This is a genomic window from Kribbella sp. NPDC055071 (assembly GCF_053608045.1).
The window spans coordinates 70112-85129 of record NZ_JBSGUS010000024.1 but is presented as its reverse complement, the minus strand read 5'-3'; the positions used below and the strand labels follow the sequence as shown (position 1 = coordinate 85129).

Annotated in this window: 17 protein-coding genes; 5 read left to right on the top strand and 12 right to left on the bottom strand. The window is 67.8% G+C overall.

Going from position 1 to position 15018, the window contains the following annotated elements; all coding sequences use genetic code 11:
* Positions 1-92: 92 nt before the first annotated feature.
* Positions 93-905: an HAD family hydrolase gene (locus tag ACWF4Z_RS32030; protein WP_452246915.1), complete on the top strand. Its 813-nt coding sequence runs from the start codon at positions 93-95 to the stop codon at positions 903-905.
* Positions 906-914: 9 nt separating this feature from the next.
* Here ACWF4Z_RS32030 and ACWF4Z_RS32025 read toward each other — a convergent pair whose 3' ends face one another.
* The 9 genes from ACWF4Z_RS32025 to ACWF4Z_RS31985 all read right to left on the bottom strand — a co-directional run bounded on the left by ACWF4Z_RS32025 (position 915) and on the right by ACWF4Z_RS31985 (position 9580).
* Positions 915-1526, bottom strand: a complete 612-nt coding sequence (locus ACWF4Z_RS32025) for a bacterial proteasome activator family protein (RefSeq protein WP_452246914.1) — start codon at positions 1524-1526, stop codon at positions 915-917.
* Positions 1527-1605: 79 nt separating this feature from the next.
* Positions 1606-2133 (bottom strand): CGNR zinc finger domain-containing protein, encoded by a 528-nt coding sequence (locus ACWF4Z_RS32020; RefSeq protein WP_452246913.1) that lies wholly within the window; start codon positions 2131-2133, stop codon positions 1606-1608.
* Between the two features lie 186 nt (positions 2134-2319).
* Complete coding sequence (locus tag ACWF4Z_RS32015; RefSeq protein ID WP_452246912.1) at positions 2320-4956, bottom strand: FtsX-like permease family protein; 2637 nt, start codon at positions 4954-4956, stop codon at positions 2320-2322.
* Positions 4956-5672 carry an ABC transporter ATP-binding protein gene (locus ACWF4Z_RS32010; RefSeq protein ID WP_452246911.1) on the bottom strand — a complete coding sequence of 239 codons (717 nt, stop codon included), beginning with the start codon at positions 5670-5672 and terminating at the stop codon, positions 4956-4958. The genes ACWF4Z_RS32015 and ACWF4Z_RS32010 overlap by 1 nt, the downstream gene beginning before the upstream one ends.
* Complete coding sequence (locus ACWF4Z_RS32005) at positions 5669-6250, bottom strand: PadR family transcriptional regulator (RefSeq protein ID WP_452246910.1); 582 nt, start codon at positions 6248-6250, stop codon at positions 5669-5671. Before ACWF4Z_RS32005 ends, ACWF4Z_RS32010 begins: the two co-directional genes overlap by 4 nt.
* Positions 6251-6401: 151 nt before the next feature.
* The gene (locus ACWF4Z_RS32000; RefSeq protein WP_452246909.1) at positions 6402-7379 is read right to left on the bottom strand and encodes an NAD(P)H-quinone oxidoreductase; all 978 of its coding nucleotides are present in this window, start codon (positions 7377-7379) and stop codon (positions 6402-6404) included.
* Positions 7380-7395: 16 nt separating this feature from the next.
* Positions 7396-8283, bottom strand: coding sequence for a phosphotransferase family protein (locus ACWF4Z_RS31995; RefSeq protein ID WP_452246908.1), 888 nt, complete (start codon positions 8281-8283; stop codon positions 7396-7398).
* A gap of 30 nt (positions 8284-8313) precedes the next feature.
* Complete coding sequence (mobA, locus tag ACWF4Z_RS31990) at positions 8314-8853, bottom strand: molybdenum cofactor guanylyltransferase (RefSeq protein ID WP_452246907.1); 540 nt, start codon at positions 8851-8853, stop codon at positions 8314-8316.
* Positions 8854-8989: 136 nt separating this feature from the next.
* Positions 8990-9580, bottom strand: a complete 591-nt coding sequence (locus tag ACWF4Z_RS31985) for a MerR family transcriptional regulator (protein WP_452246906.1) — start codon at positions 9578-9580, stop codon at positions 8990-8992.
* A gap of 61 nt (positions 9581-9641) precedes the next feature.
* Between ACWF4Z_RS31985 and ACWF4Z_RS31980 the strand changes: the two genes are divergently transcribed.
* The 4 genes from ACWF4Z_RS31980 (at position 9642) to ACWF4Z_RS31965 (ending at position 13531) form a co-directional block, all read left to right on the top strand.
* Positions 9642-10433 (top strand): carbon-nitrogen hydrolase family protein, encoded by a 792-nt coding sequence (locus ACWF4Z_RS31980; protein ID WP_452246905.1) that lies wholly within the window; start codon positions 9642-9644, stop codon positions 10431-10433.
* Positions 10434-10490: 57 nt separating this feature from the next.
* Complete coding sequence (cobC, locus tag ACWF4Z_RS31975; protein WP_452246904.1) at positions 10491-11510, top strand: Rv2231c family pyridoxal phosphate-dependent protein CobC; 1020 nt, start codon at positions 10491-10493, stop codon at positions 11508-11510.
* Between the two features lie 156 nt (positions 11511-11666).
* Entirely contained in the window at positions 11667-12287 is a 621-nt protein-coding gene (locus ACWF4Z_RS31970) for a BatC protein (RefSeq protein WP_452246903.1), read from the top strand.
* Positions 12284-13531 carry a cupin domain-containing protein gene (locus ACWF4Z_RS31965; protein ID WP_452246902.1) on the top strand — a complete coding sequence of 416 codons (1248 nt, stop codon included), beginning with the start codon at positions 12284-12286 and terminating at the stop codon, positions 13529-13531. Before ACWF4Z_RS31970 ends, ACWF4Z_RS31965 begins: the two co-directional genes overlap by 4 nt.
* Here ACWF4Z_RS31965 and ACWF4Z_RS31960 read toward each other — a convergent pair.
* From ACWF4Z_RS31960 to ACWF4Z_RS31950, 3 genes are read right to left on the bottom strand one after another with little or no spacing between them, the layout of a single operon-like run.
* On the bottom strand, positions 13521-13907 hold the full coding sequence (locus ACWF4Z_RS31960; RefSeq protein WP_452246901.1) for a VOC family protein: 387 nt from the start codon (positions 13905-13907) through the stop codon (positions 13521-13523). The two genes, ACWF4Z_RS31965 and ACWF4Z_RS31960, sit on opposite strands and share 11 nt — an antisense overlap.
* A gap of 6 nt (positions 13908-13913) precedes the next feature.
* A complete protein-coding gene (locus tag ACWF4Z_RS31955) occupies positions 13914-14396 on the bottom strand; it encodes an SRPBCC domain-containing protein (protein WP_452246900.1) in 483 nt (160 codons plus the stop codon).
* The gene (locus tag ACWF4Z_RS31950) at positions 14393-14917 is read right to left on the bottom strand and encodes an ArsR/SmtB family transcription factor (protein ID WP_452246899.1); all 525 of its coding nucleotides are present in this window, start codon (positions 14915-14917) and stop codon (positions 14393-14395) included. Before ACWF4Z_RS31950 ends, ACWF4Z_RS31955 begins: the two co-directional genes overlap by 4 nt.
* Positions 14918-15018 lie beyond the last annotated feature (101 nt).

Here is a 15018-nt window from a genome sequence, read left to right as displayed (position 1 = left end):
TCAGATAAGTCAGAAACCTCTGAATCCGTGGACTTTTGGGTTGCGCCGAACGGGCCGACAGGAGTAATGCGACCTCCGGATACGGTGTGTCGATGACCGCCATCGACAGCTCTCGCCAACCCCGGCTGATCGCCTCCGATCTGGACGGAACACTGGTCCGCAACGACGGAACCGTCTCGTCACGAACGCGCGCGGCGGTTCTCGCGGTCCAGCGGGCCGGAAGTGTTTTCGTGATTGTTACCGCGCGGCCACCTCGGTGGCTGCACGATCTCGCGGACCTGATCGGCGATCACGGAATCGCAATAGTTGCCAACGGCGCCATTCTGTACGACGTCCTGCAGCGCAAGGCGATCCGGACCCGATTGATAGAACCGGAAGTCGCTCTCGAAATCGCCGAGGCGATCCGTGCGGAGATTCCCGACGTCGAGTTCGCGATCGAGCGACCGGACCGCTACGGACAGGAACCTCACTACGTCAATCGGTGGCCGACGCCCGCGGACACGTTGGTCGCGGCGGTCGAGGTCTTGTTGTCGGAGCCGGCTGCGAAGCTGTTGGTGCGCCATCCGAGCTGGCACTCCGACGAGTTGCTCGCCCGCATCGGTCCGATCGCGGCCGGCCGCGTGAATGCGAGCCACAGCGGCGGACACAGCTTGGTGGAGATCTCGGCGAGTGGTGTCTCGAAGGCTGCCATGCTGGCCGATTTCGCTGCCGGGCTTGGGATATCAGCCAGTGAGACGATCGCCTTCGGTGACTCCGTCAACGACCTGCCCATGCTCGCGTGGTCGGGGACGTCGTACGGAGTGGCGAACGCGCACGCCGAGGTGCTGGCGGTCGTCGACAGGGTCTGCCCGGCAAACGACGAGGACGGCGTTGCCGCCGTCCTCGAAGAGCGCTTCAACCTGTGAACCAAGGGACTACAGGTACATGCCCCCGCTGCCGGGCCCGTCGGTGTTGCCGGCCTGGGGTGCGCCGGGGAAGCCGGGTGGCATCTCGTCGGGTGGCAGCTGTTGTCCACCGGGCAGGGCGCGGCGCATCTGCTCGAGCTGCTGACGCGCCGCCATCTGCTGGGCGAACAGCGCCGTCTGGATGCCGTGGAACAAACCCTCCAGCCATCCCACCAGCTGGGCCTGCGCGATCCGCAGCTCGGCCTCGGTCGGCGTGCTGTCGTCGGTGAAGTCGAGGCTGAGCCGTTCCAGTTCGTCGACGAGCTCGGGCGCCAGGCCGGACTCGAGCTCCTTGATGGAGGCCTCGTGGATGGCCTTCAGCCGCTGCCGGGAGGCTTCGTCGAGCGGGGCCGACTTCACCTCCTCGAGGAGGTTGCGGATCATGTTCGCGACCCGCATCACCTTGGCCGGCTGCTCGACCAGCTCGGTCACCGACCGCGGTTCGTCGTGTTCGCCGTGCTCACCCTCGGAGCGCGGCGGTCCCTCGACGGCCATGCCGTCGGGCCCGACGATCAGCACCTTGCCGTCCTCGGTCCGTGCCCCGGCCATCGGAACTCCCTGGCCCTCGCTGCTCTCGGTCATCTGCCCATCCTAGTTCCGGCAGCTGGAACCCCGGAGACGCACCTGTGGACAACTTCGGCTTACTGCTTGACGCAATGGCTCAGTGCTTGGCGCGATGCCGGCGGACGGCGTCGCGGTTCGCGCAGGCGGGGGTGCAGTACCGCTGCCGGCCGGTCCGGGACAGGTCGGCGTACACGTTGTCGCATCCATCGGCGTCGCAGCGCCCGAGCCGGGTGATCCCGCGTCCCGCCAGGTGCAACGCCGTACCGGTGCTGATCAGTGTCGCGACCAGTCGTCCGACCGGGACGTCGGACGGGCGGTAGTGCACGTGCCAGCCGTCGCCGGCGTGGTTGGTGAGGCGCGGATGCTCGGTGTACTTGGCCAGCATCGCGTTGATCAGATCGACGCGGGTCTGCTCGTCCGGGGCATCGACGACCGCGAGCCACTCGTCCAGGGCGACACGTACGGCGGCCAGGTCCGCGGCCGTCACCCGTCGTTCGCGCAGCCGGCGGTTGTCGACGCCGCTCTCCTCGCACCGCTCGGCCAGCTCGTCGGGCGTGTTCGCGGGCCGGGTGACCAGGTTGACCGCGAGCAGGACCGCGTCCGCGCCGTAAGGGTTGAGATGCATAATGCCATTACATCACGATGGAGACATGACAACCGGAAGCGAGTCTCACCGGCACCGCTGGAGCGTGGTGTCCTCCCATCGGGTCAGCGACGGCCTGGTCGTGTACCAGCGGTGTGCCTGCGGCCAGTGGAGAGTCGCCAGCACACCGCCGTACCCCGTCGCGTACCCCGAAGTCGTTCAGGTCGGTTAGTCGATCCGGGCGACCATCGGCAGCGTGGAGCGCGTCATCAGCCAGGCCAGGAGACCGGCGAAGAGGGGTACGGCGACCACGATCGCGGCGAGCTGAGCCCACGGGACCATGAACTGCGGTGAGTCGACGATGGCGTGAGCGGTGTAACCGAAGAGCGCTCCCACCCCGACGCCGAGCAGGCAGCCGAGCTGACCGAGCACCCAGGCCTGTGCGGCGGCCAGGGACCGACGCCGCCGGGGTTGCGCACCGATCGCGGCCAGGGTCGCCAGGTCCGCCCGTCCCTCCGCCGCCGACAACGACACCGAGATCGCGACGCCGAGCAGGGTGACGATGGTCGCCGCTCCCAGGACGCCGGCCATCAGCGGCCACGCCGAACTCTTGTACCCCGCCTCGATCCGCAACGCGTCGTCCGCGCCGAGCACCCGCGCAACCGCCGCGAGCTCGGCCTTGGTCGGCTTCTGGGTCAGTTCGTACTGAACCTGTGTGATCGTGACCGTACCGAGCTTGTGGGCGGCGTCGGTCGAGATCAGCGCGTTGTCGTGGAGTACCGGGATCTTCGGTGGCGTCCCGCCCGCCACCGTGGCAATGGTCTGGCCGGTGGAGCGCTCGTCGTTCCGCAGGACGGACTTGCCCGGTGCGCTGTGATCGATCGGCAGGACGACCTTGCCGGCCCGCAGTTCGGTGGCGGCGTTGGCGCCGTACTGATCGAAGCGCGCGACGTACGCCGGATCAACGGCCAGCAACTGGTACGACGGAAGCCTGGAGCCCTTGGGCGCATCGACGGAGAGGAAGGGAATGTTGCCGTAGTCGTCAGCCTTTGCCTTGGGCAACGAAACCGTGCCCAGCTCGTAGGTGTGCCGGACCGGGAGCAGACCGGCGATCTGGTCGACCGTGTGCGGTGAATACTTCTCGGTGACCGGATTCCCCTCGCCGAACGGCAGGATCGCGTCGCCGGACCGCGCCATCGGGGTGTAGGTCTGCTCGCCGGTGGCGACCGCGTTCGAGACGACGAAGGCAGCGGCCGCGGTCGCAGCGACGGCCATCATGATCGCGGCCGCCGCGGGACCGGTCCGATGCCGGTGCCGGCCGGCGTCGCGAACGGCCATCCGTGCGCTCAGCGGCAGCCGCCGGCCAAGAGCGGCGCAGGCCGCGATCAGGCTGGGAAGCAGCCAGACCAGCGCCACAATCGTCGCGGTGATCCCGACGAAGACCATGGCGATCGGGACCGTCGGGGTGCCCGGCCACTGGCAGTCCTGCAGACAGTTCGCGTTGGCCGCTTCCAGTCGCTCTGCCGCCCTCAGCTCCGCGGCCAGCAGGCCTGTCCCGACGAGTGCGCAGCTAACGCCGACTGCGAGTAGGACCACCGGTACCAACCGGAGCTTCACTCGTCCGGCCGACGCCGCGAAGCGTCCGCTCAACGCGGCCATCGGCGGTTGCTTGCCGGCGGCAATCGCCGGTACGACGGCAGCCGCGAGACCGGAAAGCAGTCCGATCGCCGCAATCGCCACGACGCCCGACCAGGGAATCTGCCACCCGGTGATGATCTTCGAGGTGATTCGCTCCCACAGGGACTTCCCGGCCAGGACGGCGACGGCCGCGAGGGAGAGTCCGCCGATCACCCCCACCACACCGGCGAACACCCCCTGCAGCAGGACGATCCGGCGTACGTCGCGCGGCGTACCGCCGGTCGCCAGTACGAGGCCGAGCTCCCGGGTCTGGCGCCGGGCTCCGACGGCGAACGCCGTACCGGCGAGCAGGACGATCTCCAGGAGACCGAATCCGATCGCGAGCGCCATCACGGCGTACGGCGTGAAGTCTGCGACGGTCCGGTCGTACTGATCCGGTGGCGGGTGCACGACGTTTGCTCGCGGCAACAAAAAGAGACCGTGTGTGAGGAGCTGGGATTCGAGGGTGCCGGTGTCCACCGAGGCCGGCAGTTTGACCAGGTAGCGCGCGTCGTCGCCCGGGCCTGCCGTGCGCAATGGTGTGTCCGACGTGGCGAAGATGGTCGGCGTTCGGGGGAACTCGAGCTGGCGGGCGATGCCGACCACGTCGTACCGCCGGCCGTCCTTGCCGACCACGGTGCCACTCGGTCCCTTGAGGCCGAGGCGGTCGGCCAGTGACGGTGAGATGGCCACCTCGCTCTTCGTGGCGGGCAAGCGGCCGTGATCGAGCTTGACCGTGCCTTTCGTCAAGGGGCTCATGCCGTCGCCGGTGATAAGAGTGGCCGACGTGTTCGGGCCGGGTGTGCGGATCGTTGTCATGCCGGTGTCGACGAACATTCGGGCGAAGGTGCTGCCCGGCGGCAAGAGCGGGGTCGGATCGAACGTCGACGGCGTACGGACCGTCTGGATCGCGTCGACCGGTGGGCCTGCCTCGAAGGTCGACAGGGACGGCTCGCCTGGGCGGTTCTCGAGTTTCCCGTACTGCGTGACTCCGACCACGGCATCGGCTTGCCCGAGGATGGTGGTGGCGAGCGTTTCGCCTTGTGGGCTTGAGGTTCTGAGGATGACACCGGCTCCGGTCGCGGCCAAGACGGGCAGACCGATGAGCGCGGCAACCAGCAGGGTCCGGCCGAGCTGCCGTCTCGTCGTACGGCGGGCTATCCGTAGCGGCGGCCCCCAGCTGCCCATTACCGGCTCTCCTGCAGGAGAACATCTGCATCGGGGAGTGGGCCGGACTGACCTACCAGCACACCATCGCGCAGGTAGACCACGCGATCGGCCCAGGCGGCGTGCCGGGCGTCGTGGGTGACGAGGACGCCGGCGACGCCGTGTTGATCACAGCGGTCCCGGAGCAGCTGGAGGACGGTTTCGCCGGTCTCGGAATCGAGGGCTCCGGTCGGCTCGTCCGCGAGGAGCAACCGTCGTTCGCCGACGATGGCGCGGGCGATCGCGACTCGTTGCCGTTGGCCACCGGACATGTCGTCGGGGAATCGGTCGGCGAGCTCATTGATACCCACTTCCTGTAGCGCTGCGACGGCGTACTTGCGGGCGGTCCGGGTGCGGGTGCCGTCGAGTTCGAGTGGGAGGGCAACGTTCTCGGCGGCGGTGAGGGCGGGGATCAGGTTGAAGTCCTGGAAGACGTAGCCGATCCGGCGACGGCGGAGCGCGGCGACCGCGTTCCGGCTGAGGGTGGTGAGATCGTTGCCATCGACAAGGACCTCGCCGCTGGTCGGCTGGTCGAGACCGCCGGCGCAGGTGAGCAACGTGGACTTCCCGGATCCGGACGGGCCCATCACGGCGACGAGCTCACCGGCGGCCACCGCCAGGTCCACGCCGCGCAGCGCGTGCACGGCCTGTTCCCCGTGACCATGTGTTCTGGTCAGATTGCGGATGTCCAGAATCATCGCTGTGCCCCCAGGTGGTCTGCTGCTTCTTCTTCGGTTGCGTGCTGTTTCGTCGGGATGCGCCGGTGCCGGAGGAGCGTCGCCTCGCAGTGATCGAGCCAGCGGATCTCGGCCTCGGCGGCGAAGATCATCGACTCCACGATCAGCTGCCAGGAGATCTCGCCGTCGCGACTCCCGCGCTTCAGGCGGGTCAGTTCCTGCAGCGACTCCATCGTCGACATCCGCTGCCGCTGGACGACGGCGTGCACCTCGACCCCCGGTACGGCGAGCGCCAGCGCGAGCTTGATCGCGAGCTCGTCCCGCGGCCGCGACTCCCGGGTGACCGGCGTCTCGAACCACCTCGCCAGCTCGTCGCGGCCGGCGTCGGTGATCTCGTACATCGACCGCCCGTCACCGTCGGCGTTCTCGTCCCCGCCGCGCACGAAGCCGTCCCGCTCCAACCGGGTCAGGGTCGTGTACACCTGCCCGATGTTCAGCGGCCAGGTCGAACCGGTCGCGCTCTCGAACTCCCCGCGCAACTGGTACCCGTACTTCGGCCCCTCCTGGAGCAGCGCCAGCAAACCGTGCTTGATCGACATAGATACCGAGTATGCATACCCAGTATGCTGTGGTCAATACGTGGTCACTACGTGGTCAAGGCGGACCTCCGCCACTCATCAAGTAGCCGGTTGGCCCAGAGCGCAGGCGTGGCCGGCCGCTGCGTGTGGCAGTTGGTGAGTGCTGGAGGTCCTAGAGAGTGAGGAGGATCTTGCCGATGTGGTTGGACTGTTCCATCGCCTGGTGAGCCTGGGCGACGTCGGCGAGGGGGTAGGTGGTGTCGACGATCGGGCGGACCTTCTTCGCCGCGATCAGCGGCCAGACATGACCGACGACCTCGGCCAGGATGCGGCCCTTGTCCGCGACCGACCGCACCCGCAGGCCGGTGCCGGTGATCGAACCGCGGCGGCTCATCAGGCGGCCGAGATCCAGCTCCGCCTGGGTGCCGCCCTGCATCCCGATCACGACCAGGCGCCCGTCGTACGCGAGCGTCTTCACGTTGTCGGAGAGGTACTTGGCGCCGATGATGTCGAGGACCACGTCGGCACCGGCGCCCCCGGTGGCCTCCTTGACCACGGACGCCCACTCGGCTTCCTTGTAGTTGATCGCCACATCCGCGCCGAGCCGCGTGCAGAACTCCATCTTGTCCGTGCTGCCGACCGTCGTGAGCACCCGCGCGCCATGCGCGACCCCGAGCTGGATGGCCATCGTGCCGATCCCGGACGACCCACCGTGCACCAGCAGCGTCTCGTCCGCCTTGAGGTGCGCGGTCATGAACACGTTCGACCAGACCGTGGCGACGACCTCGGGGAGCGCCGCGGCACTGACCAGATCCAGCCCGTCCGGCACCGGCATGACCTGCGGTGCCGGTACGACGACCTTCTCCGCGTAGCCACCACCCGCGAGCAGCGCGCAGCACTCGTCGCCCACGGACCAACCCTCGACGTCCGATCCGACGGCGGCGATCCGCCCCGAGACCTCGAGTCCGATCGTCCCGGGTGCGCCGGGTGGCGGCGGGTAGAACCCTTGCCGCTGGAGCAGGTCGGCGCGGTTCACGCCCGCCGCGACCACATCGATGACGACCTCGTCGACGGCCGGTTGCGGATCCTCGATCTCGCCGATCGTCAGTACGTCGATCCCGCCGGCACCCTCACACACGACAGCTCGCATGCTGCACACCGTACCCTCAGCGCTCGACCAGCCCACCAAGCTCTGCGGCGATGCTGTCGAGGTAGGTGGTCTCACCTGTCGACTTGAACCAGTCCCATAGTTCGAGCGAGTGGTAGGCGCGGTAGAGGCGCAGGCGGTCCTCCCAGTCGTCGGGGAGTACGCCGTACCCGTCGATCAATCCCGCCCGCTTCTCGGCGTTGTCGCGGATCGAGTACGAGAAGGTCTTGGCCAGGTCCAGGAGGGGGTCCGCGGCGATCGCGTTCTCGACGTCGATGAGGCCGGTGACCTGCCCGGTGTCCGGGTCCACGAGGATGTTGCCTTCGTGGAAGTCGTTGTGACAGAGGACCGGGGCTGCGTTTGCGGCGAAGAGGTCGCTGTGGTTGTCGACGTACTGCCGGATCGCGGTGCGCAGCTCCGGGTCGCCGCCTAGCTCGTCGAACTCCTTGAGCTTCTTGGCGAACTGCCTGCGCATGTACTGGTCGTTGTCCGGCAGCGGATCGAGGATCTGGTCGGTCAGATACCCGTACGCGGTCTGCGGGATGCGGTGCACCCGGTCAAGGAGCTGACCGAGCTGCATGTACGTCGCACGCCAGTCGGGCGGCTCCAGCTCCGACAGCGGTACGCCGTCGAGCTTGGTGAGGACCGTGTACGCATCGTGCTCATCGGTCGCCGGCTCGGCACGGAGCACGTGCGGGATGGCGCCGTTGAGCTCCTCGGCGAGCAGTCCGTAGACGTGGACCTCTTTGGCTTGCTTCCAGACCCACTCCGGCGAGTAGACCTTCACGATCACGGGATCGCCAGTGGTACGACGTACCTCGAAGACGGTGCTCAGTTGACCACCGGTGCGCTGGATGATCTCTTCGCTGTCGGGAACCGCTTTGGCCAGTAGTGCCTCACTACCCACGGAATCACGGTAGAAGCCGTGTCCATCGAATTACTCGTCGAAGTCGGCCCAGGTGTCGACGTCGTCGCCGGCGTGGGTGGGTTCGGTCCACACCAGGTCGAGCTCAGCGACAAGACGCCGTACGGACTTGTCGCGGGGGTCACCGATCCGGGTGATGGCGTCGGAGAGCGCCGTACGACGGTATGCGGCAGCTAGCTGTTGTTCGCGGCCATCCGTGTCGCGCAGGCCGTGGCCGTCGTGGTCGCCGAGTCCTTCGACCAGCCCGGAGACGTCCTCCGTGGTGAGCCAGGGGAGGTCGCAGCTGACCAGTACGACGACCGGTGCGGTGCCTCGGGACAGTCCCGCCGCAATCCCGGCCACCGGACCACCCGACGGCGGATCCTCAACAGTCCACTCGACTGGCCGGCAGGTAGTCCGAACCGGCCCGACCACCACGGTCGACACCGCACCACCAGTTGCCGCCAGCACCCGATCGAGCAGCGTCACACCCTCCAGCACCAGCATCGCCTTGTCCACCCCACCAAACCGAGTAGACCCGCCCCCCGCCAACACCAACGCATCAAACTCCACCCCCCGAAGTTTGCACCCGCTGCGCCGAGGTCGTGCCGGGGGGAGCGGATCCCCAGGCCATCACAATCCGCCCATCCGGCTGGGTTCCGGCGTGAGAACCCCGCCGTCCGGTGATTGTGATGGCCTGGACGCCGGTCTACACCTCCTTCGGCAGGAAGGCCGCCCGCGTTTGTTGCATGGTCTCCAGCTCTTCCGGCGTCAGCGCCTCGGTTGCTGCGCGGCGCCGCTGGTCCATGGCGGTGAGCTCGGCATCCGTCAGCTTCGCTCTCGCCTCCGCCCGGGACTTCTGGAGCTGGTCGAATTCTTCACGTGTCAGTACTCGCGACATAGCAGTCATCACCTCGATGAGTTCGATGAGCTTCTCGGACGACGGTTCGTGGGCCCGATCGAGACCGTCGAGGACACCTCGGAGCTTGCGGTGGAGCGTGGTCGCCGCGGCGAGCTGCTCCTCGACCAGTTGGAGCTGGGTGCGGAACAACGTGCGCGGATCCGCCAGCTCACCGTCGAGGACCTGACTCACCTCGGCCAGCGACAACCCGAACCCACGGACCGCCACGATCAGGTGCAACCGCCGTACGTCGGCACTGTCGTACTGCCGGTGTCCCGACGTACTCCGGCCGCTGGGTCGCAGCAGACCGATCTCGTCGTAGTGGTGCAGGGTCCGGACGCTGAGGCCGGTGGCTTGCGCGAGCTCACCGACCCGCCAGGTCCTGTCTTCGGTGTCCATGTCCACGACGCTAAGTCCTCACGTCGGGTCAGGTTCAAGGGTTTTGCGGCACCATGGAGGTGTGAAGATCGCCGTGGTGCAGACCGCTAGTGGTTATGACAAAGCTGCTAATCGCGAGCTCGTGGCGCGGGTTGTTGGTGCGGCGGCGCAGGGTGGGCCGGATCTGGTCGTCGTTCCGGAGGCGATCATGTCCGACTTCGCGACCGAGGGTGGTTCGGTGGCGGAGGCCGCGGAGTCGCTGGACGGGGAGTTCGTGGCGACGCTGCGTAAGGCCGCGGTCGAGCACGGGGTGGCGATCGTGGCGGGGATGTTCGAACGCAGTTGCGACCAGGACCGCCCGTACAACACACTCCTGGCCGTTGGTGCGGACGGTTCGCTGCTCGGCGCTTATCGCAAGATTCACCTGTACGACGCGTTCGGGTACAAGGAGTCGGATCAGCTGACCGCTGGGGACGTGGCGCCTGTGGTGGTCGAGGTCGCCGGTACCAAGCTGGGGCTGATGACGTGCTACGACCTGCGCTTTCCTGAGCTGTCCCGCGCTCTGATCGACGCCGGCGCCGAGGTCCTCGTCGTACCGGCGGCGTGGGTTCGCGGTCCCCTGAAAGAGCACCACTGGACCACTCTGCTCACCGCTCGAGCAGTGGAGAACACCTGTTATGTCGCCGCGGCCGCCCAGAACGGGAAGAAGTACTGCGGCCTGAGCCAGGTGATCGACCCGCAGGGCATCGCACTCTCGGCAGTGGGCGAGTCGGACGGCTACGCCTTCGCGGACATCTCCGCGGACCGGGTGGCCGACGTACGCAACCGCAACCCTTCACTCCGCAACCGCCGGTATACCGTCAACCCCCGCTGACTCGTTTAGTTTGGACTGGCTGGTCCGAAATCGGGCCGGAACGGTTAACCTCGCCGTGTGTTGGATGGGTTTGATCTGGAGCACCACGGCGATCTCGAGGTCGGGGATGGCCTGGTCGACCTTGCGGTCAACGTGCGGGCGGGGACACCGCCGGCGTGGTTGATCGACGCGATCACGGCCAGCTTGTGTGACCTTGCGGCGTACCCGCGACAGGATGCGGCCGTCCACGCGGTCGCTGCGCGGCACGACGTCGGGCCTGATCGCGTCCTGCTGACTGCGGGTGCGGCGGAGGCGTTCGTGCTGATCGCGCGCGCGTTCCGGCCGCGGCATGCGGTCGTGGTCCATCCGCAGTTCACCGAGCCGGAGGCCGCGCTGCGGTCCGCCGGGCATGTGGTCGATCGCGTGATCCTGCGCCCGGAAGACGGGTTCGTCCTGGATCCGCGCGCCGTACCGGCCGATGCCGATCTCGTTGTCATCGGCAATCCGACCAACCCGACCTCCGTCCTCCATCGCGCGGACGACCTCCGCGAACTCGCCCGCCCCGACCGCATCCTCGTCGTCGACGAGGCCTTCATGGACGCGGTCCCCGGCGAACCCGAGTCGCTCACCGGCGCCTCCATCCCCGGCCTCGTCGTCATCCGCAGCCTGACCAAGACCTGGGGTCTGGCCGGCCTGCGCGTCGGGTACGTGCTCGCGGCCCCTGGGTTGATCGAACAACTCGCTGCTGTCCAACCGCACTGGCCGGTGTCCACTCCTGCACTCGCGGCGGCGATTGCCTGCAGCAACGGGCGGGCCGTGGACGAAGCGGCTCGGGCGGCGCTGGACATCGATCGCCAGCGTGTCCATCTGCTTGACAGTTTGGCGCCGGTTTCGACGTACGGCGTGCCGCGCGGACCGTTCGTCCTGGTGCAGGTCGAGGGTGGCGCCGTACTGCGGGAATCCCTGCGAGAGCGTGGATTCGCGGTCCGTCGAGGTGAGACGTTCCCGGGTCTCGGGCCGGACTGGTTGCGGATCGCGGTGCGTCCCGACGACGTGACCGACGGCTTCGCGAAGGTGTGGAAAGACCTGACCACCTGAGGTCCAGCACCGGGTTGTGCGGTGTTCGCTGCCGAACCGAATTGTCGCTGTAACCCGTGGGGGGTTTAGCCCTCACCGTTTTGCGCACAGGATGGTCGCTGGGTGCCATGCTGTGCATCGGCATTCTTTCTGGCCATTCGCGAAGGGAGCAGCACAATGGGTCTGAGCGACGATGACATGACGACCTCCTCCGACGGTGGAGAGGGTCTCGCGGACGGTGGTGCGAACACCGGCGGTCACGACGGCGGCGCCGATGGTGGCGCGGATGGCGGCGCGGGCGACGGCGGCTCGACCGAGGGCAACGACAGCCAGGCCGGCGAAGGTACGGCCGACGGTGGTGCGAGCGACAGCGGCGCCGATGGTGGTGCGGATGGTGGCGCCGGCGGCGAGGGTCTGGCCGACGGTGGTGCCAACACGGGCGGCCACGACGGCGGTGCTGACGGCGGTGCTGACGGTGGTGCCGGCGAGGGTACGGCGGATGGCGGCGCGAACTCCGGTGGTCACGACGGCGGTGCCGATGGTGGTGCCGATGGTGGGGCGGGCGAGGGCTTGGCCGACGGTGGCGCGAACGCGGGGGGCCACGACGGCGGTGCTGACGGTGGGGCAGGCGAGGGCTTGGCCGACGGCGGCGCTTCGTCCGGCGTGAGCGACGGCGGTGCGGATGGTGGCGCCGGTGGCGAAGGTACGGCCGATGGTGGCGCGAACGCGGATGGTCACGACGGTGGTGCTGACGGCGGCGCCGACGGTGGAGCGGGCCAGGGTTCCGGAAGTTGGTGAGTACGGTGCCGGGAGCCGGGTCGCTGCCGGATGAGCGACCGGCTCTCCGGCGCTGTGTAGCAGGTGATCTCGACGAGTTCGCGAACTCCTATTGGGGTTCGCGCGCTCTGCTGTCCCACGGGCCAGACCTCCCTGCGCCGTTCGACGATCTGTTCAGTTTGGAATCCGCGGACGAGCTGCTGTCCCGGCGTGGTCTGCGGACACCGTTCCTGCGCATCGCCAAGAACGGCACGGTCGTTGGGGACGGACAGTTCACTGGGCCGGCTGGTGTGGGCGCCGACATCACGGACCAGATCCGCGACGACAAGGTCGCGGCGCTGTTCGCCAGCGGGCACACCGTCGTACTGCAGGCTTTGCATCGCACCTGGCCCGCACTGGTCGACTTTTCGACACAGTTGTCGGCTGACGCCGGTCATCCGGTCCAGATCAACGCATACATCACTCCTCCTGAGTCACAAGGGTTTTCGGCGCACTACGACGTACACGATGTCTTTGTGTTGCAGGTGGCGGGTGAGAAGCACTGGACCGTGCATGAGCCGGTGCACGTCGATCCGCTGCGCAACCAGCCGTGGACGGACCACTCTCAAGCTGTGGCGTCGGCTGCGCGTGATCACACTCCGGTGATCGACGAGGTGCTGCGACCGGGTGACGCGCTCTATGTGCCGCGTGGCTTCCTGCACTCGGCCAAGGCGCTCGGTGGAGTCAGTGCGCATTTGACCGTCGGGATGCATACGCTCACGCGGTATCTGCTGGTTCAGGAGCTGGCTGCGCTCGCCGCCGACCAGGCGTCGTTGCGGGGCGCGTTGCCGCTGGGATTTGATCCGGGCGATCCCGCGCAACTGAGTGAGGTCCTGCCTGAGGTGGTCGAGCTCTTCGTCCGTGAGATCCAGTCGGCTGCACCTGATGCGTTGGCCGCGCGGCTGAGACGCCGTACGTGGTCCGGCAACCGACCAGCGCCGATCCCGCCACTCGCCCACGCCGCATCCATCGCGTCGTTGGCCGTCGGTACGACGGTCCGCCTCCGCGCGGGTCTCCGGTGTCGAGTAGTGCCAGGCGATCCCGTTGTCCTCCAGCTGCCGGACCGAACGATCACCCTCCCTGCTGCCACAGCCACTGCGGTGGCAGAGCTCTGCTCCGGCGCGGACTGCAAGGTGGGCAACCTCCCCGGTCTGGACGACGCGGACCAACTGGTCCTGGTACGCCGCCTCCTCACCGAGGCCGTTCTGGTGACTACTAGCCCTTAGTGCTCTGAACAACCTGGACGAGATGACCGTCGGGATCCTCAGCCCAAGCGATCAATAGTCTGTCGAGCCAGGGTGCAGGGTCCTTGATCGGCTTTGCGCCGGCCGCCTGCAGCTTGGAGTAAGCGGCCGGCGTGTCCGTGGTCCACAGGATCACTGCGGCACGCTGGCCGGTGGCGACCGGGTCCAGACCATGGTCGTGACGAGCCGAGTCCTCAGTCGCGAGGCCGATCCGGTAGCCGTCGAGCATGAGGTCCACATGAATCGGCGTCCCGTGCGTCGGAGTCCGGAACGCCTCGACGAACCCCAGCTCCGCATAGAACCTGACGGCGCGTTCGATGTCGCGCGTGAACAGGACGATCCGCGGTGAGGTGAACATGCGCGCTCAGGGGTGCTTCGCGGGCTCGATCGCACGCTGCAGGTCGTGGAGGTCCTCGGCCCAACCTGTACTCACGCCCCGGCGAATGCTGTCCGCGCCGCGACCGTGCCGCTCGAATCCGGTGTGCTCGACCGCGACCCGGGTCCCACCGTCGATCGGCTCGAAAGTGATCTCGGCGAGGCTCGCGTGCGCCGGATCGGGATCGAACGCCCACTCGCCCGTGGCAGCGCCCACCATCCACGCGAGGGTCAGCCGGTGCGGCGGATCCCACGTCAGGACTCGTCCCCACTCGTACTCCCGGCCCGAGCGATCGACCTCGTACCAGCGCCCGCCGGCGAACGGCTCGTAGACGATCCGCAGCGGGTCACCCGACTGCCCGTCGGCCGGATGCGCCCGGCCGGGACGGTTGACGTACAGCTCGAAGGCGCGCCGCGGGTCCACGGGCACGACGACCTCCTGCCGAACCGGCTCGATGGATGACTGACTCATCGCTCCTCCTCTATCTCCTCGGCTGCAGCTGCGTCCCTGGATCCGGCTGCGTCCACGGATCCGGCTGTGTTCCCGGGTCCGGCTGCGTCCACGGATCCGGCTGGGTTCCCGGGTCCGGCTGCGTTCCCGGGTCCGATTGCGTCCACGGATCCGGCTGTGTTCTCGGGTCCGATTGTGTCCATGGATCCGATTGCGCCTTCGGATTCGACTGCATGCTCGGCGGCGAAGGCGGCGTAGTCGTCGAGAGTGCGCCGCCAGAACGTGGTGAAGTACCCACGGAGGTCGTCCAGCCCGGTGTCGTCGAGCGCGTAGAGCCGCCGCGTACCTGCCGTGGTGTCACGCACCAAGCCGGCTTCCTTCAAGACCCGCAGATGCTGAGACACAGCAGGCCGACTGATCGGCAACTGCTCCGCCAGCTTGCTGACCGCCGTCGGCCCCTGCGACGACAGCACCGCCACGATCGCACGCCGGCTGCGATCCCCCAGCGCATCCAACTGCACCTCACCTCGGTAAGTCTCCACGAACCGTAAGTTAATACGAACGGAGACCATTCGCAACAGCTGGCCCGCTCGCGGCGAGGTGTGGCGTGCCCGCGCGAGTGCATTGTCGCGGCGTCAATGCG

What these genes read in the sequence shown, in the direction of transcription:
- ACWF4Z_RS32030 (WP_452246915.1), top strand. Translation starts at nt 93, where the DNA reads ATGACCGCCATCGACAGCTCTCGCCAACCCCGGCTGATCGCCTCCGAT.
- ACWF4Z_RS32025 (WP_452246914.1), bottom strand. Translation starts at nt 1,526, where the DNA reads ATGACCGAGAGCAGCGAGGGCCAGGGAGTTCCGATGGCCGGGGCACGG.
- ACWF4Z_RS32020 (WP_452246913.1), bottom strand. Translation starts at nt 2,133, where the DNA reads ATGCATCTCAACCCTTACGGCGCGGACGCGGTCCTGCTCGCGGTCAAC.
- ACWF4Z_RS32015 (WP_452246912.1), bottom strand. Translation starts at nt 4,956, where the DNA reads ATGGGCAGCTGGGGGCCGCCGCTACGGATAGCCCGCCGTACGACGAGA.
- ACWF4Z_RS32010 (WP_452246911.1), bottom strand. Translation starts at nt 5,672, where the DNA reads ATGATTCTGGACATCCGCAATCTGACCAGAACACATGGTCACGGGGAA.
- ACWF4Z_RS32005 (WP_452246910.1), bottom strand. Translation starts at nt 6,250, where the DNA reads ATGTCGATCAAGCACGGTTTGCTGGCGCTGCTCCAGGAGGGGCCGAAG.
- ACWF4Z_RS32000 (WP_452246909.1), bottom strand. Translation starts at nt 7,379, where the DNA reads ATGCGAGCTGTCGTGTGTGAGGGTGCCGGCGGGATCGACGTACTGACG.
- ACWF4Z_RS31985 (WP_452246906.1), bottom strand. Translation starts at nt 9,580, where the DNA reads ATGGACACCGAAGACAGGACCTGGCGGGTCGGTGAGCTCGCGCAAGCC.
- ACWF4Z_RS31970 (WP_452246903.1), top strand. Translation starts at nt 11,667, where the DNA reads ATGGGTCTGAGCGACGATGACATGACGACCTCCTCCGACGGTGGAGAG.
- ACWF4Z_RS31960 (WP_452246901.1), bottom strand. Translation starts at nt 13,907, where the DNA reads ATGTTCACCTCACCGCGGATCGTCCTGTTCACGCGCGACATCGAACGC.
- ACWF4Z_RS31955 (WP_452246900.1), bottom strand. Translation starts at nt 14,396, where the DNA reads ATGAGTCAGTCATCCATCGAGCCGGTTCGGCAGGAGGTCGTCGTGCCC.